General features: G+C 68.3%; 19 protein-coding genes and 1 pseudogene. 8 read left to right on the forward strand and 12 right to left on the reverse strand.

All coding sequences use genetic code 11. From position 1 onward, the window contains the following. Positions 1 to 82 precede the first annotated feature (82 nt). The 8 genes from accD to ACWGRX_RS10240 form a co-directional block, all read right to left on the reverse strand. Entirely contained in the window at positions 83 to 985 is a 903-nt protein-coding gene (gene accD / locus ACWGRX_RS10205; protein ID WP_452117459.1) for an acetyl-CoA carboxylase, carboxyltransferase subunit beta, read from the reverse strand. Between the two features lie 35 nt (positions 986 to 1,020). Next, positions 1,021 to 1,869, reverse strand: a complete 849-nt coding sequence (gene trpA, locus ACWGRX_RS10210; RefSeq protein ID WP_452117460.1) for a tryptophan synthase subunit alpha — start codon at positions 1,867 to 1,869, stop codon at positions 1,021 to 1,023. Between the two features lie 48 nt (positions 1,870 to 1,917). After that, positions 1,918 to 2,859, reverse strand: coding sequence for a PLP-dependent cysteine synthase family protein (locus ACWGRX_RS10215; RefSeq protein ID WP_452117461.1), 942 nt, complete (start codon positions 2,857 to 2,859; stop codon positions 1,918 to 1,920). 159 nt (positions 2,860 to 3,018) lie between these two features. Continuing rightward, positions 3,019 to 3,405, reverse strand: a complete 387-nt coding sequence (locus tag ACWGRX_RS10220) for a DUF488 domain-containing protein (protein WP_291635855.1) — start codon at positions 3,403 to 3,405, stop codon at positions 3,019 to 3,021. After that, positions 3,402 to 4,085: a winged helix-turn-helix transcriptional regulator gene (locus ACWGRX_RS10225; RefSeq protein WP_452117462.1), complete on the reverse strand. Its 684-nt coding sequence runs from the start codon at positions 4,083 to 4,085 to the stop codon at positions 3,402 to 3,404. Before ACWGRX_RS10225 ends, ACWGRX_RS10220 begins: the two co-directional genes overlap by 4 nt. 100 nt (positions 4,086 to 4,185) lie before the next feature. Next, positions 4,186 to 4,929, reverse strand: a complete 744-nt coding sequence (locus ACWGRX_RS10230; protein ID WP_452117463.1) for an SIMPL domain-containing protein — start codon at positions 4,927 to 4,929, stop codon at positions 4,186 to 4,188. Between the two features lie 193 nt (positions 4,930 to 5,122). Then, positions 5,123 to 6,340, reverse strand: a complete 1,218-nt coding sequence (trpB, locus tag ACWGRX_RS10235) for a tryptophan synthase subunit beta (protein ID WP_452117464.1) — start codon at positions 6,338 to 6,340, stop codon at positions 5,123 to 5,125. Further along, the gene (locus ACWGRX_RS10240; protein WP_452117465.1) at positions 6,337 to 7,038 is read right to left on the reverse strand and encodes a phosphoribosylanthranilate isomerase; all 702 of its coding nucleotides are present in this window, start codon (positions 7,036 to 7,038) and stop codon (positions 6,337 to 6,339) included. The genes trpB and ACWGRX_RS10240 overlap by 4 nt, the downstream gene beginning before the upstream one ends. Before the next feature lie 185 nt (positions 7,039 to 7,223). Between ACWGRX_RS10240 and ACWGRX_RS10245 the strand changes: the two genes are divergently transcribed. The 4 genes from ACWGRX_RS10245 to ACWGRX_RS10260 all read left to right on the forward strand — a co-directional run bounded on the left by ACWGRX_RS10245 (position 7,224) and on the right by ACWGRX_RS10260 (position 12,633). Then, complete coding sequence (locus ACWGRX_RS10245; protein ID WP_452117466.1) at positions 7,224 to 8,522, forward strand: ABC transporter substrate-binding protein; 1,299 nt, start codon at positions 7,224 to 7,226, stop codon at positions 8,520 to 8,522. A 27-nt stretch (positions 8,523 to 8,549) separates the two neighbouring features. Beyond that, positions 8,550 to 8,924 carry a hypothetical protein gene (locus ACWGRX_RS10250; RefSeq protein ID WP_452117467.1) on the forward strand — a complete coding sequence of 125 codons (375 nt, stop codon included), beginning with the start codon at positions 8,550 to 8,552 and terminating at the stop codon, positions 8,922 to 8,924. A gap of 168 nt (positions 8,925 to 9,092) precedes the next feature. After that, entirely contained in the window at positions 9,093 to 10,916 is a 1,824-nt protein-coding gene (gene typA, locus ACWGRX_RS10255; protein ID WP_291637957.1) for a translational GTPase TypA, read from the forward strand. Between the two features lie 151 nt (positions 10,917 to 11,067). After that, complete coding sequence (locus ACWGRX_RS10260) at positions 11,068 to 12,633, forward strand: putative bifunctional diguanylate cyclase/phosphodiesterase (RefSeq protein WP_452117468.1); 1,566 nt, start codon at positions 11,068 to 11,070, stop codon at positions 12,631 to 12,633. 154 nt (positions 12,634 to 12,787) lie between these two features. On the opposite strand, the gene ACWGRX_RS10265 is transcribed toward ACWGRX_RS10260, so the two are convergent. Continuing rightward, positions 12,788 to 13,627, reverse strand: a complete 840-nt coding sequence (locus ACWGRX_RS10265) for a universal stress protein (RefSeq protein WP_452117469.1) — start codon at positions 13,625 to 13,627, stop codon at positions 12,788 to 12,790. A 201-nt stretch (positions 13,628 to 13,828) separates the two neighbouring features. On the opposite strand from ACWGRX_RS10265, the gene ACWGRX_RS10270 reads away from it, so the two are divergent. The 3 genes from ACWGRX_RS10270 to aspT all read left to right on the forward strand — a co-directional run bounded on the left by ACWGRX_RS10270 (position 13,829) and on the right by aspT (position 17,976). Continuing rightward, positions 13,829 to 14,767, forward strand: a complete 939-nt coding sequence (locus ACWGRX_RS10270; protein ID WP_452117470.1) for an aldo/keto reductase — start codon at positions 13,829 to 13,831, stop codon at positions 14,765 to 14,767. A 181-nt stretch (positions 14,768 to 14,948) separates the two neighbouring features. Beyond that, the gene (locus ACWGRX_RS10275) at positions 14,949 to 16,169 is read left to right on the forward strand and encodes a COG3904 family protein (protein ID WP_452117471.1); all 1,221 of its coding nucleotides are present in this window, start codon (positions 14,949 to 14,951) and stop codon (positions 16,167 to 16,169) included. A 139-nt stretch (positions 16,170 to 16,308) separates the two neighbouring features. Continuing rightward, positions 16,309 to 17,976 (forward strand): aspartate-alanine antiporter, encoded by a 1,668-nt coding sequence (gene aspT / locus ACWGRX_RS10280; protein ID WP_452117472.1) that lies wholly within the window; start codon positions 16,309 to 16,311, stop codon positions 17,974 to 17,976. Between the two features lie 48 nt (positions 17,977 to 18,024). Here the strand turns inward: aspT and ACWGRX_RS10285 are convergent, their stop codons facing one another. From ACWGRX_RS10285 to ACWGRX_RS10295, 3 genes and pseudogenes are all read right to left on the reverse strand, one after another. After that, the gene (locus ACWGRX_RS10285; protein WP_452117473.1) at positions 18,025 to 19,395 is read right to left on the reverse strand and encodes an esterase-like activity of phytase family protein; all 1,371 of its coding nucleotides are present in this window, start codon (positions 19,393 to 19,395) and stop codon (positions 18,025 to 18,027) included. A gap of 185 nt (positions 19,396 to 19,580) precedes the next feature. Then, entirely contained in the window at positions 19,581 to 22,082 is a 2,502-nt protein-coding gene (locus tag ACWGRX_RS10290) for a class I SAM-dependent DNA methyltransferase (protein ID WP_452117657.1), read from the reverse strand. A gap of 6 nt (positions 22,083 to 22,088) precedes the next feature. Next, positions 22,089 to 22,982, reverse strand: a pseudogene (locus tag ACWGRX_RS10295) (type IIL restriction-modification enzyme MmeI); the annotation flags it as partial. Positions 22,983 to 23,154: 172 nt separating this feature from the next. Here ACWGRX_RS10295 and uvrB point away from each other — a divergent pair. Beyond that, positions 23,155 to 25,866, forward strand: a complete 2,712-nt coding sequence (gene uvrB / locus ACWGRX_RS10300; protein ID WP_452117474.1) for an excinuclease ABC subunit UvrB — start codon at positions 23,155 to 23,157, stop codon at positions 25,864 to 25,866. Positions 25,867 to 25,876 lie beyond the last annotated feature (10 nt).

The raw sequence follows: 25,876 nt of genomic DNA on the forward strand, positions 1-25,876 counted from the left end.
GCGGGTCCGGCCCCCCGGCCGGCGAAAGCATCGCGCCGGTGCGGAGCGGCGGCCGGCGATCCCCGATGCGTCGTGCGAGAGTTCAGTTGGCCTCGAGCGGAAGCGGCTCGGCCTCCGCCTCGGCGTTCGCGTCCGGGGCAGGCTGCCGGGTCAGCAGCCGGCCCAGCCGTGCCAGCGTCGCCGGCAGCTCGTGGCGGTGCACGACCATGTCGACCATGCCGTGATCCTTGAGATATTCCGAGCGCTGGAAGCCCTCGGGCAGCTTCTCGCGGATGGTCTGCTCGATCACGCGCGGACCGGCGAAGCCGATCAGCGCACCCGGCTCGGCGATATGGACGTCGCCGAGCATGGCATAGGAGGCAGTGACGCCACCGGTGGTCGGGTTGGTCAGGACGACGAAATAGGGCAGGCCGGCCTTGCGTAGGCGCCGGACCGCGACCGTGCTGCGCGGCAGCTGCATCAGCGAGAGGATGCCTTCCTGCATGCGCGCCCCGCCCGAAGCCGCGAACACGACATAGGGCGTCTTCTTCTCGAGCGCGGTCTCGGCGCCCTTGATGAAGGCTTCACCCGCCGCCATGCCGAGCGAGCCGCCCATGAAGTGGAAGTCCTGCACCGCGATGGTCATCGGCAGACCCTGGACGCGGCCATAGCCGACCTTGAAGGCGTCGCTCGCACCGGTCTTGGCCCGGGCATCCTTGAGCCGGTCGACATAGCGCTTCTCGTCGCGGAACTTGAGCGGGTCGACGGCGGCCTCGGGCAGCGCCACATCGAGCCATTTGCCCTGGTCGAAGGTCAGGCGCAGCCGATCGGGCGCCTTGACGCGCAGATGATGTTCCGAGCCGGGAATGACGAAGCCATTGGCCTCGACATCCTTGTGGAAGACCATCTGCCCGGAGTCCGGGCACTTGATCCAGAGGTTCTCCGGGCTCTCGCGCTTGAACAGCGTTTTGATGCGCGGGCGAACGACTTCGGAAATCCAGTTCATCGGATCATCCTCGAATTACGTGAGCTGCTAGCAGCTCAGGCCGCAGCTTTTGCGACCGAACGGACGCCGGCGGCGAGCTCGGCGACCAGCGAGGTGACAGCCGAAACCGTCTTTTCCGTGGCCTTGCCCTCGCCATCGAGCGAAAGCCTGACGCGCTCGACCAAGGCCGAGCCGACGACGACGCCATCGGCGCCGCGCGCGATCGCAGCCGCATCGGCGGCGGTCTTGACGCCGAAGCCGACGGCGACCGGCAGCCTGGTGTGCTGCTTGATCCGGCCGACCGCATCGCCGACCGCGTCGTAATTGGCGATGGTGCCGCCGGTGACACCCGTCATCGATACATAATAGACGAAGCCCGAGGTGTTCTGGAGCACGCGCGGCAGGCGCTTGTCATCGGTGGTCGGCGTCGCCAGGCGGATGAAGCTCAGCCCGGCGGCGAGCGCCGGCAGACAGAGCTCGGCATCCTCCTCCGGCGGCAGGTCGACGACGATCAGCCCATCGACGCCGGCAGCGCGCGCATCGGTGAGGAAGCGCTCGACGCCATAGGCCCAGATCGGATTGTAATAGCCCATCAGCACGATCGGCGTGTCGTTTCCGGCCTTGCGGAAGCCCTCGACCATCGCCAGCGTCTTCTTCAGCGTCTGGCCGCCCTTGAGCGCGCGCTGCCCGGCGAGCTGGACCGGGATGCCATCCGCCATCGGATCGGTGAAGGGCACGCCGAGCTCGATGATGTCGGCGCCTGCCGCGGGCAGAGCGTGCAGGATCGCGTTCGCGGTGTCGAAATCCGGGTCGCCGGCCGTGACGAAAGTCACGAGCGCGGCCCGGCCTTCCTTGGCGCAGGCGGAAAAGCGGTTCTCGATACGGGTCTGGCCAGTCTGTGTCATGCGGCTGCGGTTAGCATGGCCGGGCCCGGCTGGCGAGAGGGCGCAGGCTCAGCCCTGCTCTGCAAGGGTGGTGCGCCAGCTGCCGAAATACTTCAGGCCGGTGTCGCACATCAGGCTGACGATCGTTGCGCCCTCGCCGAGCCGCTCGGCGAGCCGCAATGCCGCGAGCACATTCGCGCCGGTCGAGAGCCCGGCGAACAGCCCCTCCTCGCGGGCGAGCCGCAGCGCCATCGCCCGCGCTTCCTGCGTCGAGACACGCTCGACCGCATCGGACATGCCCTCCTGCCAGAGCGGCACGACGAAGCCGGCACCGATGCCGTCGATCTTGTGCGCTCCGGGGGCGCCGCCCGAAAGCACCGGCGACTCCGCCGGCTCGACCGCGACCACCCTGATCCCCTCATCATGGCGTCGCAGCCCTGCCCCGAGGCCGCGCAGCGAGGCGGCGGTGCCGACGCTCTGAACGAAACCGTCGATCCTGCCCTCGGCCTGGTTCCAGATCTCGTCCGCCATCGCATCATAGGCGGAAAGCTGATCGCGGTTCTTCATCTGGTCGGTCCAGAAGGCGCCGGTCTCCTCGGCGATCACACCGGCGGCGGCGATCATGTCGCGGGTGAGCTTTTCGGTCATGCCGCCGCCCTCGCTGGCGATGACCGTCAGCTTCGCCCCGAGGATCGCCATGTGGTCGAGCTTTTCACGGGCGAAGGCGTCGGAGGTGACGATGTGGAGGGGGTGACGCTTCACCGCGCAGACCAGAGCGAGCGAAACCCCGGTGCTCCCGCCGGTATATTCGACCACCGCACCGCCCGGCTTCAGCCGCCCGTCGGATTCGGCCGCCTCGATCATGGCGAGCGCCATCCGGTCCTTCATGCTGCCGGTCGGGTTCTCGCTTTCGAGCTTCAGCAGGATGCGCGCGCCATTGGCGGCCGCGATCCGGCGCAGCGGGATGAGCGCCGTCTTGCCGATGCGGTCGAGAATGGTCGGCTGGGTCACGTGACGCTCCTTGCGTAAGGCATGTTGCATGAGGCATGCCCTTGTCGCCCGAAAGCGCCGCCCCGTCAGGTCCGGAATCCGGACCTCGCAAAGGCGAGCTTCGCGACGCGCGGCGCCTCGGGGAGAGGGCTGCGGGCAAGAAGGCCGTCGATACGGCCTTCAACCGAGCCTCGCCCCGCGCTCCTCGAGCAGCGCACGCAGCACCGAGCGATGGCAATGCGCCTCGACCTCGCAATAGCAACCGACCGAGAAATCGCTGCCATGCGACAAGGTCGCCAGCAGGTCGAGCGCGTGGCGCGGCGCCGGTTCGGCCATTTCGGCCCTGAAGGCGCGGGTGAAGCCGGCCCAGTCCTTCTCGGTTTCGGCCGACTTGGCCTGCGCCATCAGCTCGGGCGTCGGCGACAGGACCGGGAACCAGACGTCGAACCAGTTCTCGCTGGCATAGCGCTCCTTCGGCACGCCGCGCGGCACGCGCCGGACCGTACCGATGCGCGTGCCTTCTCCGGCAGCGCGCGGCGTTCCCAGCCGAACGATACGGACAGTCATGGGCTCGTCCTTTCGGTGTCCCGCGCCAGGCGGATCCCGGCGAAGGCATAGAGCTGAAACCAATCGGGAAAGGCTGCCGCCAGCGGGCGCGGGCCTGCGATCGACAGGCCGAGCCGCCGGCTCTCCGCGAAGCCGACATCGCCGCGCCACCAGGCGACCAGCGCCGAGAGCGGTCCACGGACGCAGAGCACTTCGGGGAAGCCGGGATTCTGGCTGCAGAGCGAGGCCTCGCCCGGCCGCAGCAGCAGGAAGCGCGGCCCATGGCCAGCGATCTCGAAGCGGACGACCAGCGGCTCAGGCGGCAGGGTCTCGAAGCGGACCCGCCTTTGCATGTCGACCAGAACGGGCCCCAGGTCGAGATCCTCGCCTTCTGCGTGACGCGGCAGCCAGCGCTGGCCCCAGGCCCCCATCGCCCTGACGAGTTCGGCGAGCTCCAGGCCAGCCTGCGTCAGCACGTATTCTGGGCCCTGCCCGTCATCCCGGCGCGAAAGCGCGCCGGACAGCACGAGCGCCTGTAGACGCTCTGCGAGCATGGTCTTCGAAATGCGTGGAATGCCGCGCCGGATCTCGCCGAAGCGGCTACTGCCGCACAGGATCTCGCGCACCACGAGCAACGTCCAGCGCCCGCCCAGCGCCTCATGGGCGCGCGCCATCGAACAGAACTGGCCATAGCTCGTCATGCGCCGAGCCTAGCATGAAGGCGGAACCGAGGCGGTACGGAATGCGGACCGCCCCGGCCTGCTCGCCCGCCACGGGCAGGAAGGCAAAAAGCGTCGAGAATTACTGCTTTTCGATGCGCCAGACCGTGCGCAGCGTCGCGCTCACGGTGATCTCGCCGGGCTCGACCGCCATCGGTGCTCCACCCGCGGCGGCCATGCGATAGGCCCGCATCTCGCCCATCGGACGGGACGGCGCCTCGGCCTCGGCTTCGACGATCGAGACGAGTTCGCCGACCTTGACGCCGAGCTTCTCGGCATAGAGCGAGGCGCGGGCCCGCGCCGCCTCGGCGGCCTTCTGACGTGCCGCATCCTTGGCGGTGTCCTCATCGACGAGGCCGAACATGATCCCCGACATCTCGTTGGCGCCGGCGGCGGCGAGCGCATCGATCAGCGGACCGGCCTTGGTGATGTCACGCACGACGACGGTGAGCCCGGTGCGGGCCTCGTAGCCGTCGATCTTCGGCGCGCGCGGCTGCGGCGAGGAGGAAGCGGAAGGCTGGGTCATGCGGGGAATCAGCATGACCTGCGAGGTCCTGACGTCGCCGCCGGCAATGCCGGCCGCCTTCACCGCTTCGACGAGCTTCGCCAGCGCCGGGGTGTTCTTCGCCAACGCCTCGGCGGCGGTCTTGCCCTCGCTGACGATGCCGGCCTGGATCGTGGCGAGATCCGGCTTCACCCTGACCTCCCCCTCGGTGCGGATGACGATGCCTTCCGCCGGGGCGAGCGGGCCGGGGCTCTGAGCCTGAACGGGAGCGGCGAGCGCCGCAAGCGCGGCGATGAGCAGGGCCTTCTTGGTCTTAGACATGATCGTCCTTCGCTGGCATGGTCCGCAGAAGCGGTGCCGCTTCTGCGCCCCGACCATGCGCAAGCCAATGGGGCAGCATCAGGACGGTGCGAGGCATTTCCGCGCTTCTCCGAATCGCGAAATGCTCTAGCTCTTTGTTTTATCGCATTTTCTTCACGCGAACCGGTGTCCACTTCGCTCGAAAATGCTCAGGTCACCGCGCCGCCAGAATCTCCGCCACCTGCGGGATATCCTTGTCGCCACGGCCGGAGAGATTGACCACCATCAGATGATCTTTCGGCTTTTGCGGCGCGAGCTCGGCGACCTTGGCGAGGGCATGCGCCGATTCCAGCGCCGGGATGATGCCCTCGAGCTTGGAGATCAGCTGGAAGGCTGCGAGCGCCTCCTCGTCCGTCGCCGAGAGATAGGTGGCGCGGCCGACATCATGCAGCCAGGAATGCTCCGGGCCGATGCCGGGATAGTCGAGCCCGGCCGAGATCGAATGGGCGTCGTTGATCTGCCCGTCCTCGTTCATCAGCAGATAGGTGCGGTTGCCGTGCAGCACGCCGGGGCGCCCGCCGGTGAGCGAAGCCGCATGCAGCCCGGAAGCGATGCCGTGGCCGGCCGCCTCGACGCCATAGATCTCGACGCTTTTCTCGTCGAGGAACGGATGGAACAGGCCCATCGCATTCGAGCCGCCGCCGATGCAGGCGACGAGCGAATCCGGCAGGCGGCCTTCCAGCTCCTGCATCTGCTCGCGCGTCTCCTTGCCGATGATCGACTGGAAGTCGCGCACCATCGCGGGATAGGGATGCGGGCCGGCGACGGTGCCGATGCAGTAGAAGGTCGTCGCGACATTTGTCACCCAGTCGCGCAGGGCCTCGTTCATCGCGTCCTTGAGCGTCTTGGTGCCGGATTCGACCGGCACGACGGTGGCGCCCAGCATCTGCATGCGGAAGACGTTCGGCGCCTGCCGGGCGACGTCGACCGCGCCCATATAGACGATGCATTCGAGGCCGTAGCGGGCGCAGAGCGTCGCGGTGGCGACGCCGTGCTGGCCAGCGCCTGTCTCGGCGATGATGCGCTTCTTGCCCATGCGCCGGGCCAGCAGGATCTGACCGAGGACGTTGTTCACCTTGTGGGAGCCGGTGTGGTTCAGCTCCTCGCGCTTCAGATAGATCTTGGCGCCGCCGAAATGTTCGGTGAGGCGCTCGGCGAAATAGAGCGGCGAGGGGCGACCGACATAGTGCTTCAGCCCGTCGGCGGTCTCGGCATGATAGGCCGGATCGGCCTTGGCGGCGATGTAGGCGGCCTCCAGCTCGAGGATCAGCGGCATCAGCGTCTCGGCGACGAAGCGGCCGCCGAACTGGCCGAAGCGGCCGTTCTCGTCCGGGCCGTTCCGGAAGCTGTTGCGTGCGTGCGGCGCGTTCATGCCTGGCCTGCCTTCTTCAAGATATCGTCGCTCAGTGCCTTGGCCGCCCTGCGGGCGGCCCTGACGAATTCCGCGATCCGGTCGACATCCTTGACGCCCGGCGCGCTTTCGACCCCGGAGGAGACGTCGACGCCGGACGGCCTCGCGATGCGGATCGCCTCCGCGACATTCGCCGGATCGAGCCCGCCCGATAGCATGAAGCGGAAAGCCGGGTCGAGGCCGGCGAGCAGCGTCCAGTCGAAGGGCCGGCCATGGCCGCCGGGATAGGCCGCGTCCTTGGGCGGCTTGGCGTCGAGCAGGATCATGTCGGCGCTGTCGGCATAGGCCGCGATCCGGTCGAGATCCGCCGCGCCGGCGATGCCCAGCGCCTTCAACGCGGGCAGCCCGGTCGCGGCCTTGATCGCCCTCACGGCTTCCGGCGTCTCGCTGCCGTGGAGCTGCAGCCAGTCGGGCCGCACGAGCTGCGCGAGCTCGATCGCCCTGGCGGGCTCGAGATCGACCGTCAGCGCCACGATCTCGGCCTTGCCGCGGGCCTGCCCCGCGAGCCGCGAGGCCTGGTCCGGCATCACGAAGCGCGGGCTGCGCGGATGGAAGACGAGGCCGATCATGTCGGCGCCCGCGGCGAGCGCAGCCTCGAGCGTCTCAGGCGTGGAGAGCCCGCAGATCTTGATCGGGAAGCTGGGTTCGGGGCGCGTCATCGGGGCGCTGTAGCACGATTGCACATGCTCCCGCACCCTTGCCGTTGCTGTCGCCGGCCGAGACTTGCGAACTCTTCTTGCAGACTCTTGTCGCAGGTGCTTGCCGTCACGCTCCCGCCGCCGCACTTGTGACATGATGCCGGTCGAGAGCGATCGGCACGAAGCGGGGCGAAAGCGGGCGAGGCATGGGGCGGCGCGGATTTGCGGTTCTGGCGGGGCTGCTGCTGACGGCCGGGCTCGTGGCGCTCGGGGTCTATCTCTGGAGCCAGCCGAAGACGCTGAAGCTCGCCGTCGGGCCGCTCGGCTCCGACGATGCGCGCATGGCCGCGGCCTTCGTCCAGGGCCTCAGCCGCGAGAAGAAGCCGGTCCGCCTGCGCCTCGTCCTGACCGAAGGCTCGGCCGAGAGCGCCCGGAAGATCGATGCCGGCGAGGTCGACCTCGCCATCGTACGGCCCGACATCGCCCTGCCGGCCAAGGCCGACACCGCCCTGATCACGCGCCGCTCCTTCCCCTTCTTCATCACCGCCAAGGAACTCGCCATCGACCGCGTCGCCGGCCTGCGCGGCAAGCGCATCGGCGTGATCCGCAATCCCGCCGAGAATATCGACCTCCTGAAGCTGGTGCTGTCGCAATATGGCGTCCAGCCCGAAGAGGTCGAGATTGTCGGGTTGCCCCGCGACATGGTGATCGGCGCCGCCCGCGAGGGGCGGATCGACGCCTTCTTCGCCGTCGGCGCGATCAGCGCCCGCACGGCGAACGAAGCCGCCCAGCGACTGCGCGCCGCCTTCGGGGATGAACCCGGCATCATCCCGATCCGCGAAGCCGACGCGCTCGCGGCCCGCAACCGGGCGGTCGAGGCCGGCGAGATCGTGCGCGGCGCGCTCGGCGGCGATCCGCCGCTGCCGGCGGAAAACCTGCCGACGATCTCGATCACTTCGCGCCTGATGGCGGCGCAGTCGCTCGACGACAGCCGCGTCGCCGATCTGGTCAGCGCGATCCTGTCGCTGCGGGTCGCGCTCGCCGGCGAGTTGCCGGCGATCCAGGGGCTCGAAACCCCTGCGACCGACAAGGACGCACCGCTCGCGGTCCATAGTGGCGCCGCCGCCTTCATCGATGGCGAGCAGGAGACCTTCTTCGAGCTCTATGGCGACTGGTTCTATCTCGGCGTCATGGCGCTCTCGTTGCTCGGCTCCGGCGCCGCCGGCCTGCTCGGCGTCGAGAGCGCGGCACGCCGCAAGCGAGCCATGGCCGGGCTCGGCGAGATGGTCGCGCTGCTCGGCGCGATCCGCGTCGCCCCCAACGAGGCGGCCGTCGCCCGGCTCGAGCGTCAGGCCGATGCGGTGCTCGCCGAAGTGCTGGCGAGCTATTCGCGGGGCGACATCGACGCCGGCGGCGTCAGCGCCTACCGGCTCGCCATGGACCAGCTCGGCCGGGCCGTCGCCGAGCGCAGGCTGGCCCATGGCGAGCCGCCATCGGCCAGTTGAACCGCCCCCCGACAGGAAAGCGCCACCATGCCCCCAATTCTCTCCCGGCGCGCCGGGCTCGCCCTGGCGCTTTCGCTGCCGCTCGCCCTGCCCGTCGCCGGCGGGCCGTGGCCCGGCATCGCGGCCGCGCAGGCCCAGATGCGCGGCGGCGAGAACTGGCCGGCGGTGAAATGCGAGCGCTATCGCAAGGCCTATGACGAGGCGATCCGCCGCTTCGGCAGCAAGGGGCTTGGCCCGGACTTCCTCGTCCGCCACGATGCCTTCATGCAATCCGGCTGCCAGACGCCGCCCGATGTCTGCCCGCGCAGCGCCGAGGAACTCAACCTCGCCAACATCATGGTGATGGCCGGGATGAATGCCGGCCTGTCCAGCACCTTCATGCCCTTCGCCTGCCGGAAATGAGCCGGCAACCCGCAGGGTGCGTGGCGGGACTTCGCGGCTTGCCGGTTGCCCAAACGGCGCCAAGCGTCTATGTGCAGCGCAACTAACCCCATTGTCCATTCACGCTCAGGCTGCGCCGGCCGGGAAATCCCAGTCGGCTCGCGGTCGTCAACCGAGGCCGCTTTCCGCATGTCCATGCGCAACATCGCCATCATCGCCCACGTCGACCACGGCAAGACCACGCTGGTCGACAAGCTGCTGCAGCAGTCCGGCGCCTTCCGCGAGAACCAGCGCGTCGCCGAGCGGGTGATGGACTCCAACGACATCGAGAAGGAGCGCGGGATCACCATCCTGGCCAAGGCCACCTCGGTGGTCTGGAAGGACACCCGCATCAACATCGTCGACACCCCCGGCCACGCCGATTTCGGCGGCGAGGTCGAGCGCATCCTCAACATGGTCGATTCCGCGATCGTGCTGGTCGACGCCGCCGAAGGCCCGATGCCGCAGACCAAGTTCGTGGTCTCCAAGGCGCTGAAGCTCGGCCTCCGCCCGATCGTCGCGATCAACAAGGTCGACAAGCCCGACGCCCGCGTCCAGGAAGTGATCAACGAGGTCTTCGACCTGTTCGCCGCGCTCGACGCCAATGACGAGCAGCTCGATTTCCCGATCCTCTACGGATCGGGCAAGCAGGGCTGGATGGCGCATTCGCCGGAAGGCCCGCAGGATCAGGGCCTCGCCCCGATGTACGACCTGATCCTGAAGCACGTGCCGGCGCCGAAGGTCGAGGAAGGCCCGTTCCGGATGCTCGGCACGCTGCTCGAGGCCAACCCCTATCTCGGCCGCATCATCACCGGCCGCGTCACCTCGGGCACGGCCAAGCCGAACCAGACGATCAAGGTGCTTTCGGGCGACGGCACGACCGTCGAGACCGGGCGCATCTCGAAGATCCTCGCCTTCCGCGGCCTCGAGCGCCAGCCGATCGAGGAAGCCGTCGCCGGCGACATCGTCTCGATCGCCGGCCTGGTGAAAGGCACCGTCGCCGACACCTTCTGCGATCCCAGCGTCGAGACGCCGATCGCCGCCCAGCCGATCGACCCGCCGACCGTCTCGATGACCTTCGCGGTCAACGATTCCCCGCTCGCCGGCACGGAGGGCGACAAGGTCACCAGCCGCATGATCCGCGACCGGCTGTTCAAGGAGGCCGAGGGCAATGTCGCGCTCAAGGTCGAGGAATCCGGCGACAAGGACTCGTTCATCGTCTCGGGCCGCGGCGAATTGCTGCTCGCCATCCTGATCGAGACCATGCGCCGCGAGGGCTTCGAACTCGGCGTCTCGCGTCCGCGCGTCGTGCTGGAGCGTGACGAGAACGGGCAATTGCTCGAGCCGGTCGAGGAAGTCGTCATCGACGTCGACGAGGAGCATTCGGGCGTCGTCGTGCAGAAGATGAGCGAGCGCAAGGCCGACATGCTGGAGATGCGGCCCTCGGGCGGCAACCGGCTGCGCCTCGTCTTCCACGCCCCGACCCGCGGCCTGATCGGCTATCAGGGCGAGCTGCTCACCGATACGCGCGGCACGGCGATCATGAACCGGCTGTTCCATGCCTATCTGCCCTATAAGGGCGAGATCCCAGGCCGCCGCAACGGCGTGCTGATCGCCATGGAGACCGGCGAGGCCGTGGCCTATGCGCTGTGGAACCTCGAGGATCGCGGCCCGATGATGATCGAGCCGGGCTGGAAGGTCTATCAGGGCATGATCGTCGGCGAACACACCCGCGAGAACGATCTCGAGGTCAACGTGCTCAAGGGCAAGAAGCTGACCAATATCCGCACCACCTCGAAGGACGAGGCGGTGCGCCTGACCCCGCCGATCCGAATGACGCTGGAGCGTTCGCTGGCCTGGATCGACGAGGACGAACTCGTCGAGGTGACGCCGAAGTCGATCCGCCTGCGCAAGGCGATCCTCGATCCGAACGAGCGCAAGCGTTCGCAGAAGCAGAAGGCCGAAGTGGCCTGACGGGCTCGCGCCCATATGACAGCATCGGCGGCCCGGGCACTCGTCCGGGCCGCGTTTTTTTGGCCCGGGCTCCAGCTTCCGCGTAAACGGTTCTACAACAGCGTTCTCGCGCCGCCGGAACCGGGCCGGCGCGCGGTTTCGGGAGGCCTGCTTGTCGAGGGTCTGGAAGCACATCCTGCGGCACCGCATCAGCATCCAGGATCTGGGCATGGTCCTGGCCGTAGTGCTCGTGCTCACCTATGTCGCCTATGCGGTCGACATCTTCGTGACGCAGGGCGGCGCAGCGACGGAGCAGAGGGCGATCGAGCTCGACGAGGCGCTGCTGATCGGCGCCGTTCTGGCCGTGGGTCTGCTGATCTTCGCGATGCGCCGCTATCGCGAGCAGAAGCGCGAGATGGCCCGGCGCATCGCGGCCGAGGGCCGGGCGCGCGCGCTCGCCTATCAGGATCCGCTCACCGGGCTGGCGAACCGCCGGCAGTTCGAGGAGGCGCTGGCGAGGGCGGCCGCCTCGCCACCGGCACAGGGGCAGGTGCACGCGGTCTATCTGCTCGACCTCAACGGCTTCAAGCAGATCAACGACACCTATGGCCACGGCACCGGAGACGAGCTGTTGCTGATCGTGGCGGAACGCCTGCTGCGCTCGGTCCGCGAGGGCGACCTGGTGGCGCGTCTCGGCGGCGACGAGTTCGTGCTGCTGGCACAACACCTGATGGGGCTGGAATCCAGCGCCAATATCGCGCTGCGCGTCATCGACAACCTGGCCGAGCCGATCGTGATCGGCAGGGTCGAGCACCGCGTCGCGACCGGCATCGGCATCGCCTTCCTGCCGGACGACGCGCAGACGGCGCCCGAGGTGCTGCGCAAGGCCGATCTCGCCCTCTATCGCGCCAAGGGCGAACGCCGCTCCGCCTTCCGCTTCTTCGAGGAAGACATGGACCGGCTGGTGCGCCAGCGGCAGCAGATCGAACGGGAACTGCGCGAGGCGCTGCAGCAGGACCAGATCCGACCCCGCTTCCGCCCATCGATCGATCTCGCCAGCGGCAGGGTGACCGGGTTCGAAGCGGTGCCGAGCTGGGTCGTTGCGGGCAGCGAGCGTTTCTCACCCGAGCGCTTCCTGCCAGTCGCCGAGGAAACCGGGCTGATCCACCAGCTTGCCGGGCGCGTCCTCGCCATCGCCTGCCAGGCTGCGCGCGAATGGCCCGACGACATCGTCCTTTCGGTCGACATCCTGCCGGCCCAGCTCAAGAACCGCACATTGAGCGACAATGTCCTTGCGGCGATCCGGACCGCGGGGCTGCCGCCATCGCGACTGGAGGTCGACATCTCGGAAAGCGCGATCGTGCATGACCTGCATGCCGCGAAAGCGGCCCTGGGCGCGCTGCGGCAGGCAGGCGTGCGGGTCGCGCTCGACAATTTCGGCACGGGCTACTCGAACCTCTACCACATCCGGGAATTCGGCTTCGACAAGGTGAAGATCGACCGCCGCCTGATCTCCAACATGCAGGACAAGGAGGCGGCGAGCATGGTGCGGGCGCTCGCCGGCCTGGGGCAAGGCCTCGGCGTGGTGGTGAGCGCCGGTGGGATCTCTGGTGCGGCGGGCGATGCCGCGCTGCTTGCGTCCGGCATCCGGGAAGGGCAGAGCGCCTCGCCATTGCTGTCGGCCGACGCCGCGCGCGTGCTGGCGCAGCAGGAGCCGTCTCCGGCCAGCGCGCTGTGACCGGTGCCGTCATCCTCGCTTTCCGGCCGAGGTCCGGCCGATCGCCAAACCCGCTATCGCGCTGGCTGGCCGCGCGCCACACTGGCGGCGCGCGGGGGGTTCGACATGGCTCGACCGGGCGAGACCCGGCTGACCGGGCCGCCGTAGCGCGGGCTCAGTGGCTCATCAGCAGCGGCCGCGAGCTGGACTTCAGCAGCGACTGGGTGACGCCACCGAGAATCCACTCGCGCAGCCGCGAATGCTTGTAGGCGCCGCAGACGATCAGATCGGCGTCGAACTCCGCTGCGGCCATGCGGATCGCCTCGGCGACGTCCTGGCCGGCCGACAGGGCGACATTGCGGACACTGACAGCGGCGCCGTGCCGTGACAGATGCGGCGCCAATTCCGCCCCGGCGACGTATTTCGACAGGTCCTTCTCGCCGGTGACCGAGAGGATCTCGACCTCCGCCCCGGCCAGGAACGGGCGAACCTCCGCCACCGCCCGGGCAGCGGTCGCGCTGCCGTCCCAGGCGATCAGGATGCGACCGCAGGCGAAGCGCTCGACCTCCGGCGGCACGATGATCACCGGCCGGCCCGAGTCGAACAGGGCGGCTTCGATCAGGCCGCGATCGCGCTCGGCAGCGTCCTTCTCGAGGTCGAGCACGCTGAGATCATGGACACGAGCCTGGCCGACCAGGCGCCCGCCGAGCTCGGCATAGACCAGTTCCGGCGTCTCGACCGTGCTGGTCACGCCGGCGAGGCCGGCGCTGGTCCGGGCAAGCTCCGCGAAACGCTTCGCCAGCGAGGTGATGCGGCGGTTCTCGGCGGCGACGAAGGCCGTCCCGAAATCCCCGATCAGCGTGCCGGGGACATTGTAGCGCATCGCCGCCGCCTGGACGGTCAGATGCGCGCCGGCCTGCTGCGCGAGCGACAGAGCATAGCCGAGCGCCGCCTCGCGCTCGCCCTCGCCTTCTTCCGTATAGGCGGTGAAGACGCTCTTGATCATCGGGGCCATGGGATCTCCGGCTGTATCGGGGTTTGGTAGGCCAATTCTAGCCGCGCATTTTGCCGCTGCTTTGCGTTCGGTCAATCGCGACCGCATCGGCGGATCGCCGCGGCCTGCGCGCGACGCCGCGCCCGGCCCGCATTGATCGCTCTTGCCGCCCGGCCCCGGCTCTGGTCCTCTGTGCCCGGCTTTCGGAGGAGAGGAACCGCCATGCTTACCCGCAATCTCGGCCGCTCGGGCCTGCGTGTCTCGCTCGTCGGGCTCGGCTGCAACAATTTCGGCGGGCGGATCGACCTTGAAGCGACGCGCAAGGTCGTCGATGCCGCCATCGAACACGGCATCACCCTGTTCGACACCGCCGACATCTACGGCAATCGCGGCGGCTCCGAGGCCGCGCTCGGCGAGGTGCTCGGCGCCCGCCGCAAGCAGATCGTGCTCGCGACCAAGTTCGGCATGAACATGGATGAGGAGGGGCTCAAGAAGGGCGGCTCGCGCGCCTACATCATGAATGCCGTCGAGGATTCGCTGCGCCGGCTCAGGACCGACTGGATCGACCTCTACCAGATTCACCGTCCCGATCCGCTGACGCCGATCGACGAGACCCTGCGCACGCTCGAGGACCTGATCCGCCAGGGCAAGGTGCGCTATATCGGCTGCTCGAACCTGCCGAGCTGGCAGGTCGCCGACGCCCATTGGACCGCGAAGACCCATGGCATCGAGGGCTTCGCCTCCTGCCAGGACGAGTACAGCCTGCTGGTGCGCGGCGCCGAGAAGGAGCTGATCCCGGCCGCCCGTCATTTCGGCATGGGCCTCCTGCCCTATTTCCCGCTCGCCAACGGTCTGCTCACCGGCAAGTACAGGCGCAACCAGCCGATGCCGGAAGGCGCCCGCATGACCCGTGAGGCACAGCGCGCCGGCGAGGTGCTGACCGAGGAGAACTGGCGCAAGACCGAGAAGCTCTCCGCCTTCTGCGAGAAGCACGGCAAGACCCTGGTCGAGCTCGCCTTCTCCTGGCTCGCCGCGCAGCCGGTGGTCTCCAGCGTGATCGCCGGCGCGACCCGGCCCGAGCAGATCGCCGCCAATGTGAAAGCGGCCGAATGGAAGCTCTCGGCCGAAGAGCTGGCGGAGATCGACCAGATCACCGCCTGAGCGCGAAGCCATCGCCGCGTCGCGAGAGCGCCTCAAAGCCGCCCAATCGGCGGTGTGAAGCGTCAGCCCGTCGCCGCAGCAGCCGCCATGGCGCCGGAACCCGTTGACCGGCGCAAGCGGTTGTCAAATCGGTGCGCCTGGGCTTCCCTTGCGCGGCCTCTTCATGGAGTCTCCTGCTCTCGTGTCCCGCATCGCCTCCTGCCTGGCGCTCGCCGTCTCGCTGCTCGCCTTGCCGGCAGCGGCGCAGGACAAGCCTGCGCCGGCACCGGAACCCATGCGGATCATGGCGGTCCGCAGCGCCGAACCGGGCTGCGAACCGCATTGCCGCGAATGGCTCGCCGCTCAGGGCGCGATCACCAATGGCACGCTGGAAGAGCTGCGCCGCGCCCTCGCCGGGCTCGGCGGCCGCAAGCTGCCGATCCTGATCTATTCGACCGGCGGCACGGTCGAGGTCGCGATCGCCATGGGCGAGCTGATCCGCCAGCAAGGGCTCGACATCGCGGTGGCGCGGACCGTGCTGAGCCAGCGCGGTCCGGCACTGGGCACCATCGACGAGCGCAGCCCGCTCTGCTCCTCGGCCTGCACCTTCGTCCTCGCTGGCGGCGTCAGGCGGATCATCCCCCCACAATCGCGCATCGGCGTGCATCAGCAGACCATCGTCGAGACCGAGACGACGACGGTGCGCGACTACCAGATCGTGCGCCGTCGCGAGGGCGACCGCATCATCGAGACACGCGAGCTGGTCAAGGAGACCAAGGAACAGCGCACGGTCAAGCAGGAGCAGGCGACCGGCGAGATCGACGCCAAGATCGCCCGCCATCTCGATGCGATGGGGCTCGACCGCTCCTTCCTGAAACTGACCGTGTCGACCCCGGCCGACACGATGCGCTATCTGCGCCCCGAAGAGATGCGCTCGACCACGATCGCGACGCAGATCGCACCGGCGACCGCGGTCTTCGCCGAGCAGCGTTCGGATGCCGCGCCCGGCCCGGCCGATCGCCGGATCGCCTCGGCGATCCTCGGCAATATCGGCTTCGGCCAGCATCGCGGCCGGGAGATCAGGCTGGAGCTCGCGGTCCGCGAGGGCAGCCGGCCCGGCGATGTCGGCCTGCGGATGCGGTTGCTCTCCGGCAATGCCCCGATCGCGACGCGGCTGCGCACCGTCACGATCGGCCTGCCCGACAGCGCGCCGATCGTCGCCAGCAACGAGGACAGCGCGCAGCCGGAAGGGCCGATGACCACCGAGATTTCGCGCGAGCGCCTCTGCCGCCTCGGCGATCTCGAGCAGATCGTGCTGCGGATCGACCCGCGCGAGGAGGACGCCTCGGCCAAGAGCTGGATTCAGACCGGCTCCGCCGCGGAGCTGTTGCTGGCGCCGGCGCTGCGCAACGCGATCTGCTGAGCTGGACGTCAAGCCAGCAAGCTCGGACCAATAAGCCGCGACCCAATAAGCCGCGATCATTGGCCCTGCGTCCAACTTGCACGCGCAAAAGACGCCGCCGATAGTCAGCTGGTCGCTGGCAGCATGACGGGGCTTCATCGTGTCGTTCATCGCGCAACCGGTCGTCGCCCTGTTCGTGTCGCTGGCGCTCGGCCATCTCATCGGCAAGATCAGGATCGGCTCGGTGGAGATCGGCGGCGTCTGCGGCACGCTGTTCGTCGCGCTTGCGATCGGGCAGCTCGGCGTCACCATCAGCCCCGACCTGAAGAACGTCGCCTTCGCGCTGTTCATCTTCGCGCTCGGCTTCACGGCCGGGCCGCAATTCTTCAACAATATCCGCGGAGGCTGGCGCTACGGCATCCTGTCCTTCGTCGAGGTCGTCACGGTGCTGCTGCTGCTGGCAGCGGCAATCCTGGCGTTCGGCCTCGATGCCGGCACGGCCTCCGGGCTCTTCGCCGGCTCGGCCACAGAATCCGCCGTGCTCGGCACCGCCTCGGAGGCGATGACGCGCCTTGCCCTGCCTGCCGCCGAAATCGAGCGCCTGCAGGGCAATATGGCGACCGCCTACAGCATCACCTATCTGTTCGGCCTCGTCGCCATCGTCGTCTTCACCACGCAGATCGGCCCGCTCCTGCTCGGGATCAATGTGCGCGAGGCCTCGGCTGCGCTTGCCCGCGAGCTCGGCGCCGATGACGATACCGCGAAGGAGAACGGCGTGCCGGAGATCGTCTCACGCGGTTTCCGCGCCGGCGCGATCGGCGGAAGCAGCGTCGGCGCCTTCGAGAACAGCGTCAACGGGGTCGTCACCATCACGCAGGTCGGGCGCGGCGGCAGCTTCGACAAGGCGACCACCGATACGATGCTGGAAGCCGACGACATCGTGCTGGTGGTCGGCCGACGGCGCGCCGTGATCGCGATCAGCGAGCGGCTCGGAGCCGAGGTGCCAATGCCGCCCGGCGCCAATGCTCCGCTGGTCGAGCGCGAGGTGGTTCTGACCCGGCAAGAAGTCCGCGGCCGCAGGATCCGCGACCTGCGCCGGCTTGCCAGTGCCGAATTGCGGCGCGGCGTCTTCATCTCGCGGATCCGCCGGCTCGGCCAGAACATCCCCGCCTTGCCGGGCACCATCCTGGAACAGGGCGACATCCTGACCCTGTACGGTACGGAGGATGCGATCGCCCGCGCCGGCCCGGAGCTCGGCCATCTGCTCTCGCCCAGCGCGGCGACCGATTTCGTCATGCTCGGGCTCGGCATCGTCGCCGGGCTCCTGCTCGGCGAGCTCAGCCTGAAGATCGGGGCGCTCGACCTCACCCTCGGCACGGGCGGCGGGGCGCTGGTCTCCGGCCTGGTCTTCGGCTGGCTGCACATGCACCGGCCGCAGAGCGGCGCGATCCCGTCCGAGGCCGCCGCCTTCATGAAGGATTTCGGGCTGGCGACCTTCATCGCCGCAGTCGGGCTTTCGGTCGGGCCGGACGCCTTCGCCCTGCTCAAGCAATACGGGCTCGTCCTGCCGGTGCTCTCCGTCCTGGTCTCGGCCCTGCCGGCGGTGGCCTCGCTCTATATCGGCCATTATCTGCTCAGGATCGAGGGGCCGATCCTGCTCGGCGCCATTGCCGGCCAGCATTGCAGCACGCCCTCGATCAGCGCCCTGGTCTCGCTCGCCGGCAACTCGATCCCGGTGATCGGCTACACCGTGACCTATGCGATCTCGAACGTGCTGCTACCGCTGATGGGGCCTGTCGTGGTCGCCATGGCCGGGCTGATCGGCTGAGCAGCCCGGCGACGGCTTTGCGGCGCGCTCAGCGCCTCGTTTGGCGCCTCACTTGGCGGCGAGCAGTTCCTTGACCTCGATCAGCACCAGCTCGTTGTCGTCGGCCTTCTTCGGGTCGCGCGACGAGGAGAAGGGCAGATTGTTGTCGTTGCCGACGACGATGATGCCCTTGGCGAGATCGACCACGTCGACATTCTCGATGGTGAAGAAGGGGAAGGGCAGCACGCCGTCGATGGCGCCCAGCTTCGCCTTCTTGTCGGGATCGGCAATCTTCATCAGGTCGACATGGCCGATCTTGCGCACGGCCTTGCCGACATTGGCGTCGTTCATCTCGATCTTGACGATGCGCTTGAACTTGGCGAGGTCGTGGAAGCAGTCCGGGCCCTTCTGGCCGGCAGCGCAGGCCTTGTCGGCGGTGCCTTCGCCGTTATCCCTTTCGATGATCAGCGCTGTAGTGCTGTCGATCATATTGAAGTCGCCGATGGCGAGGCCCTTCTGCTCGAGCGGGAAGAACCAGGACCGGCCGGTCCACTTCTCGTTCTGCACGTCGAATTCGAGGATGCGCAGCACTTCCTTGCCGTCGAGCTCCTCATTGCCCTTGGTCTCGGCGTTCCAGAGCGGGCCTTCGAGCAGCGGATAGAGGAAACGACCATCCGGCGACTGCGCCATGCCCTCATAGCCCTTGGAGCGGCGGACATTGAACGCGACCGGCAGGTTCGGGGCAGCCGGCGTGGTGACGGCGAAGTGGTCGGGCGAGCGGGCCGGCTTGCCGTCGATGAGCGTCTCGAACACCGCCTCGACCTTGCCGCTCTGGTCGACGCGGATGAGATAGGGGCCGAACTCCTCGGCGATCCAGATCTTGTCGCCGATCGGCTGGATCGATTCCGGATCGAAATCGGCGCCGGTCAGGTAGCGCTTCTCGGTGCCCTCATTGGCGATGCGGAACGGCACCTTCTTGTCGGAATCGTGCAGGAAGGTGGTCGCCAGGCGCTCGATCTTGCCGCCCTCGAAATCGGCCTTGAGGCGGTGGAAGAACAGCATCGCGTCCGGCGAGTTCGCCTTGGCTCCGAAACCATTGTCGGTCAGCACCAGGAACTCGCCATTGCCCAGCGAACGGATGCCAGAGAAGCCCTGCACCGGCTGGCCGGCGAAGGGAGTCGAAAGGCCGGTCGGGCGCCCGACCGAGGTGCCCATCACCGTGCCGACCTGCTCGACGCGTTTGCCGGGCGTGATGAACTTGCCGGAGACCTTGAGGTCGGCCGGCGCATCGGCCGGGGCCGGGATGATGGTGTTGGCCGGCAGCAAGGCGTGACCGACCAGCTTGGCCGGGAACTCCTTCGAGCCTCCCTGGGACGCATCCTGAGCGCCGGCGAGCATGGTGGACGAGAGAAGCAGGACGGCAGCGAGGCGCAGACGCATGGAGGACTCCGGGTTGGGAAGAGCGGAAGGCCCCCGCTTCGCGCCCGGAGTTTGCAGCCGCGCGACAGCGGCGTGACGCTGGCGCGACAGTTTTTGAGCATTTCCCTGAAACACGGAAATGCTCGATCTCTTTTTCAATCGCATTTTCTTCACGCGAACCGGTGTCCACTTCGCTCGAAAATGCTCTAACCCTGCGCCGCGAAACGGCGGCCGAAGCGCCTGCCGCCATCGGCCGTCGAGACTTCGCCGACCCGCGCCAGCGAAACGAGGACGGCGCGAATGGCCGGGCGGACCTTGAGCCCCTGCCGGAATTGCATGGCGATCGCCTCGGCATCGAGCGGCGCACCGCCCCTGGCCAGGACGGCGAGCACGGCAGCGACCCGCTCGACCGGCTGGGTTGGAAAGGCAGGCAGGCCGGCCGCGGCGGTAGGCAGCGACAAGAGTTCGGCCGCCTCGACCTGCTCGCCCATGCCCCCGCCTTCCCCGAAGCGCGGGCGCTGATAGTCCGGCCGGAGCCAGCGCACCGCGCCGCGCGCTTCCTCGCCGCGCCGCTCGCGGTTGAGGGCGATCAGACGGGAAAGCACCTCCTCCGCTCCGGCATCGGCCGGCCAGCCATAGGCTGCGGCCACCGCGGCATCGATGGCGTCGTGATGCTCGCCGAGGATCAGGACGAGACCGCGGTCGCGGAGATTCTCCTCGCCGGGCGTCAGCGGCAAACCCGCCCGGATCTTGTCATGGACATTGTAGAGCCCGGTCAGCGTCAGCCCGGGATGCGCCGCCAGCACCTGCTTGCGCAAGGCGTCGAGCGCCTCGGCCGGCTCGCGGATCACCTGCTTCTGGCTCTCCGTGGCGTCGGGGAAGGGAAAAGGGTCGAAGCAGCGCGATTTGGAATAGCGCGGCCGGTCCTCCAAGGTCCCGCCTTGCTGCAGGCTCCAGATCGCGTGGAAGTGCGAGGACAGCACGCCGAGATGGAAGGCGTCGGAGAGCGCGACCGCGATGACCATGTTGTCCGGCAGGATCGCCTGGTCGAGGAACTGGAAGACGCGATGCTTGGCGGTTTCGACCGTTGCGATGTAGCGCTGCAGGCCGGAAAGCGCCGGGCGCAATTCGCGGCGCGGTTCCCCGAAGACCCACCAGAGATCGCGATAGGACTGCCGGTTGTTGGCATCGCGGCCAACAAGCCTGCCGGTCGCATCCTTGGCCTCCTTCACCGTCAACTTGACGTGCTGGTAGACCTCCGGGAAGCGCTCGCGGACCTCGCCGGCATCGAGCCCGAGCAGGTCGACGACCAGGGCGCCCCGCGGGCGGGCGGTGAGATCGCGCCCGTTCCGATAGGGCCGGATATGGGCTTCGAGCCCGGGCCGCCGGCCGAGGCCGAGCGCCTGCGCCGCGTCCGGCGAGACGATGAAGCCCGCCCCGTGCAGCTTGACGCCAGGCGAGCACAGGGCCTCGTTTGCAAGCAATGGCCGGGCCTGCGAGGCGTCGGCACCGATGGTGAGGTCGGCATTGATCCGGCCCGCCCGCTCAGCAAAGCCGATCTGCGGCTGATCGCTGTCGAGACCCGTCTCCGCGATGACTTCGAGCAGCCGTCCCTCATGCTGGCCAGCGGCGGCCACCGTCATGGCGATGCGTACCGCGGCGGCGTCCTTGCCGGCCTTGGTCCAGGGATGGTCGGCGACCGCCAGCAGCAGCGAGACCGGGCTCCGCGCATCGAGATGCCGCTCGACCGTGCGGCGCTGGAAGAGCTGGGTGATCGAATTGGTGGTGACGAAACCGAAGCGCCGCAGCGCCGTGCCCGGTGCGGTGAGCAGCGCGGCGGCCCGATCCCACCAGTACATGACGAGGTCGGCGCTCTCGTTCATCTGCGGCCAGGCCAGCCGCAGCGCCGCGACATAGCCGTCGCCGAGGCGCCGGCGCAGGTCCTTGCCGCCGATGAAGGGCGGGTTGCCGACGATGAACTCCGCCTCCGGCCAGGGCGGCGGACGCGGATTGGCCGGCGCGACCTCGCGGCCGGCCTCCACCGAAGGCACCGGCCAATCATCCCAGGTCAGCAGCGCGTCGCCGGGCACGATCTGCGCCAGCTTCCGCAGGATCGGCTCGCGCGGCGCGTAGGCCCGCGTCCGCAGATGCCATTGCAGATAGCCGATCCAGAGCATCAGATCGGCGATCGCCACCGCCCGGCGATTGGCGTCGATACCGAAGAACTGCCCCGGCCCGACGCCGCGTTCGGCAAAGCCGCCGAAATGCTCGACCGCGCCGAGTTCGGCGGCGGTCTCCAGCACCTCGCCCTCGAGCCGCTTCATCAGGTCCTGGGCGACATGCAGGAAATTGCCGGTGCCGCAGGCAGGGTCGAGCACCCGCGTCTTGCAGAGCTTAATGTGGAAGGCCTCGACCAGCGCCAGTGCCACCCGCGCACTGCCGCCATCGCGTGCCTGCTGGGCGGCGCCGAGCACCGCCCGCCAGTCGTCGCGCAGCGGCGCGATCACGGTCTCGACGACCAGGCGCTCGACATAGGCGCGCGGCGTGTAATGCGCGCCGAGCCTTGCCCGCTCGACCGGCTCCAGCGCCTGTTCGAGCAGGGCGCCGAAGATCGCCGGTTCGACCAGGCTCCAATCATGCTCGGCCGCCGCCAGCAATTCGGCGATGCCGTCGCGGCCGAGCACGAAGACCTGCGGCTCGGCGAACATGCGGCCGTTGAACTGCTTGATCTGCGCCCGCACCGCCGAGGAATAGTCGTCGCGATCCATCGCCCGCCAGAGATCCTCGACCAGCGGCTTGAAGCTCTTCGGCGCCTCCAGGCATTCGCGCAGCAAGCGCTTGAAGCTGTCGCGCGGGATCAGGCCGACATCCTCGGCGAACATGGTGAACAGGCAGCGCATCAGGAAGAGCGCGACATCCTCGGCGTCGTAGCGCCGTTCGAGCGCCTTCGAGACGGCGGCGAGCCGCAGTGCGATCTGGCGCGTCGCGAGCGCCGCATGGCGGGCGGGGTCGAGCGAGCCGGGATCGGACCAGATCCCGGCGATCCGAGCCCGGATCGCAGGGCCGCGGAGATCGTCGAGATAGACACGGAAACGGTGCCGGTCGGGGAACTGGGCGTAGTTCTTCCCCTGGCCGGAAAAGTCGGCATAGAACTCGAAGCAGTGCCCGACATCGCAGAGGATGACAAAGGGCGGCCAGCCATGCGAGGCCGGCAGAGCCCGGGCATAATGCTCGGCCTGGCGCTTGGCGTGCAGCATCATGACGTCGAGCGAGCGGTCGGCGCCGCGGCGACCGCGTGGCGCGGCCGAGGGCTCATCCGCCCCGTCCCCGGCCAGCAGGATCTCCTTGCGCTGGCCCTTCAGGCGGCTCTGCTTGGCTTCGAGCACGAAGCAGGACTTCTTGTAGAGGTCGATGCGGCCGGTGCCGGCCGTACCGGCGTCATCGTGGAACGCCACCGGATATTCGAAGCGATAGGTCACCGCCTCGGCATCGCTGGTCGGCGGCAGCGGCGTCTCGGCGCCGATCAATCGGCAGAACTCGGTCAGGAACTGCGCGTAGGCGGCCCGCTCCGCGCCCTCCGAGACACGCCATTTCGCGATGAAGGCGTCGACGGCCGCCGCATCGGTCCCAGCCCCCCGGCATGGCCGCCCCCATTGATTGCACTACCCATTAATGCAACTAATGCGAGCAGATCGTCTCCTGTCAACTCCTGTCATCAATCAGGCCGGAGCGCGTGCCCGCCCCCTCGCATCGGCGGCGATCTGCGCCCATATTGCGGCCATGCCAAAGCGCCCCGATGCCAGCTCCGACACCGTCTCGCCCGAGGCGGAACGCCCCGCCGCCAAGACCAAGCCGGCCAAGGCCAAGCCCGCCAAGAAGCCGGCGAGCGCCCGCACGCCCAATTCCAAGGCGACCAAGCCTGATCTGAAGCCGCTGGAGGGCTATCTCGCCGATCTGCTCAACCCGGCGATCAACCGCGGCACGGCGGTGCCGGGCGGCGCCTCCGGCTTCAAAGACACGCCGCAGGCCGGCTACGAGGCGCGGCCGGGCGATGCCGGCGAGACCAAGAAGCGCAAGCTCTCCAAGAAGGCCGACGCCGCCTTCGCCGGCTCGGATGGCGAGACGGCGGCCTCGCTGACGGCGCAGTCGCTGCAGACGCTGCTGGAGACCGGCAGCCCGTTCATCGAGCCCGGCAAGCCCTGGACGCCGCATCGGCCGGAACGGCCCGAGAAATCGGAAGGCGGCGTGCGTTTTCAGATGAAGAGCGATTTCTCTCCGTCGGGCGACCAGCCGACCGCGATCGCCGATCTCGTCGACGGTATCAGCCGGCAGGAGCGCGACCAGGTGCTGCTCGGCGTCACCGGCTCCGGAAAGACCTTCACCATGGCCAAGGTGATCGAGGAGACGCAGCGCCCGGCATTGATCCTCGCGCCGAACAAGACGCTGGCGGCCCAGCTCTACGGCGAGTTCAAGAGCTTCTTCCCCGACAACGCGGTCGAGTACTTCGTCTCCTATTACGACTACTACCAGCCCGAGGCCTATGTGCCGCGCTCGGACACCTATATCGAGAAGGAATCCTCGATCAACGAGCAGATCGACCGCATGCGCCATTCGGCGACGCGCTCGCTGCTGGAGCGCGACGACGTGATCATCGTCGCCTCGGTCTCCTGCATCTACGGCATCGGCTCGGTCGAGACCTATACGGCGATGACCTTCTCGCTGAAGCTCGGCGAGCGCATCGAGCAGCGCCAGCTGATCGCCGACCTCGTGGCGCTGCAGTACAAGCGCGTCCAGCACGATTTTGCGCGCGGCACCTTCCGGGTCCGGGGCGACACGGTCGAGCTCTACCCGGCCCACTATGAGGACCGCGCCTGGCGCATCGGCCTGTTCGGCGACGAGATCGAGAGCATCTCGGAATTCGATCCGCTCACCGGCCAGAAGACCGGCGAGCTCGAATTCATCAAGGTCTACGGCAATTCGCACTACACCACGCCGCGGCCGACGCTGAACCAGGCGGTGAAGTCGATCAAGGAGGAGCTGAAGGGCCGGCTCGACGAGCTCAACCGCATGGGGCGCTATCTCGAGGCGCAGCGGCTCGACCAGCGCTGCACCTTCGACATCGAGATGATCGAGGCCACCGGCTCCTGCAACGGCATCGAGAACTATTCGCGCTATCTCACCGGCCGCAAGCCGGGCGAGCCGCCGCCGACCCTGTTCGAGTACCTGCCCGACAACGCCCTCGTCTTCACCGACGAAAGCCATGTCACGGTCCCGCAGATCGGCGCGATGTACAAGGGCGACTTCCGCCGCAAGGCGACGCTCGCCGAATACGGCTTCCGCCTGCCCTCCTGCATGGACAACCGGCCGCTGCGCTTCGAGGAATGGGACGCGATGCGCCCCGCCTCGGTGCATGTCTCGGCCACCCCCGGCTCATGGGAGATGGAGCAGACCGGCGGCGTCTTCACCGAGCAGGTCATCCGCCCGACCGGGCTGATCGACCCGCCGGTCGAGATCCGCCCGGCCAAGCACCAAGTCGCCGACCTGCTCGACGAGATCAAGGAGGTCACCGAGAAGGGCTACCGCACCCTCGTCACCGTGCTGACCAAGCGCATGGCCGAGGACTTGACCGAGTACCTGCACGAGAACGGCGTGCGCGTGCGCTACATGCACTCCGACATCGACACGATCGAGCGCATCGAGATCCTGCGCGATCTGCGCCTCGGGACGTTCGACGTCCTCGTCGGCATCAACCTGCTGCGCGAGGGCCTCGACATTCCCGAATGCGGCTTCGTCGCCATTCTCGACGCCGACAAGGAAGGTTTCCTGCGCTCCGAGACCTCGCTGATCCAGACCATCGGCCGCGCCGCCCGAAACGTCGACGGCAAGGTCGTGCTCTATGCCGACCACATCACCGGCTCGATGGAGCGGGCGATGGCCGAGACCAATCGCCGGCGCGAGAAGCAGCTCGCCTACAATGAAGAGCACGGCATCACGCCGCAGACGGTGAAGAAGAACATCGGCGACATCCTCGGCTCGGTCTATGAGCGCGACCATGTCACCGTCGATCGCGGGCTGGTCGAGGCGCCGGTCGCCGGCCACAACCTCAAGGCCGCGATCGCCGATCTCGAAAAGCGCATGCGCGAGGCCGCCGCCGACCTCGAATTCGAGACCGCCGCCCGCCTGCGCGACGAGATCAAGCGCCTGCAGGCGACCGAGCTCGCCATCGCCGACGACCCGCTCGCCCGCCAGAGCGATGTCGAGGGCAGCGCCGGCAAGTACCAGGGCGAGCGGTCCTACGGGGCCAGCGCCAACCTGCCGACCCGCGCCCGCAAGCCGACCGACGCCGATATGGGCCCGCATAATTGGGGCGGGGGTGAAGCCAAGCCGCTCGCGCGCGTGGCGCGACCGCGGAAGCCCGGGCTCGACGAAATGGGCCCGGTGCCGGAATCGCGGCCGAAGGGGGCGGGGGAGAGGCGGGGAAGGCGGAGGTAGCAGGCCCTCC

The organism is Allobosea sp. NPDC055594, from assembly GCF_053618995.1.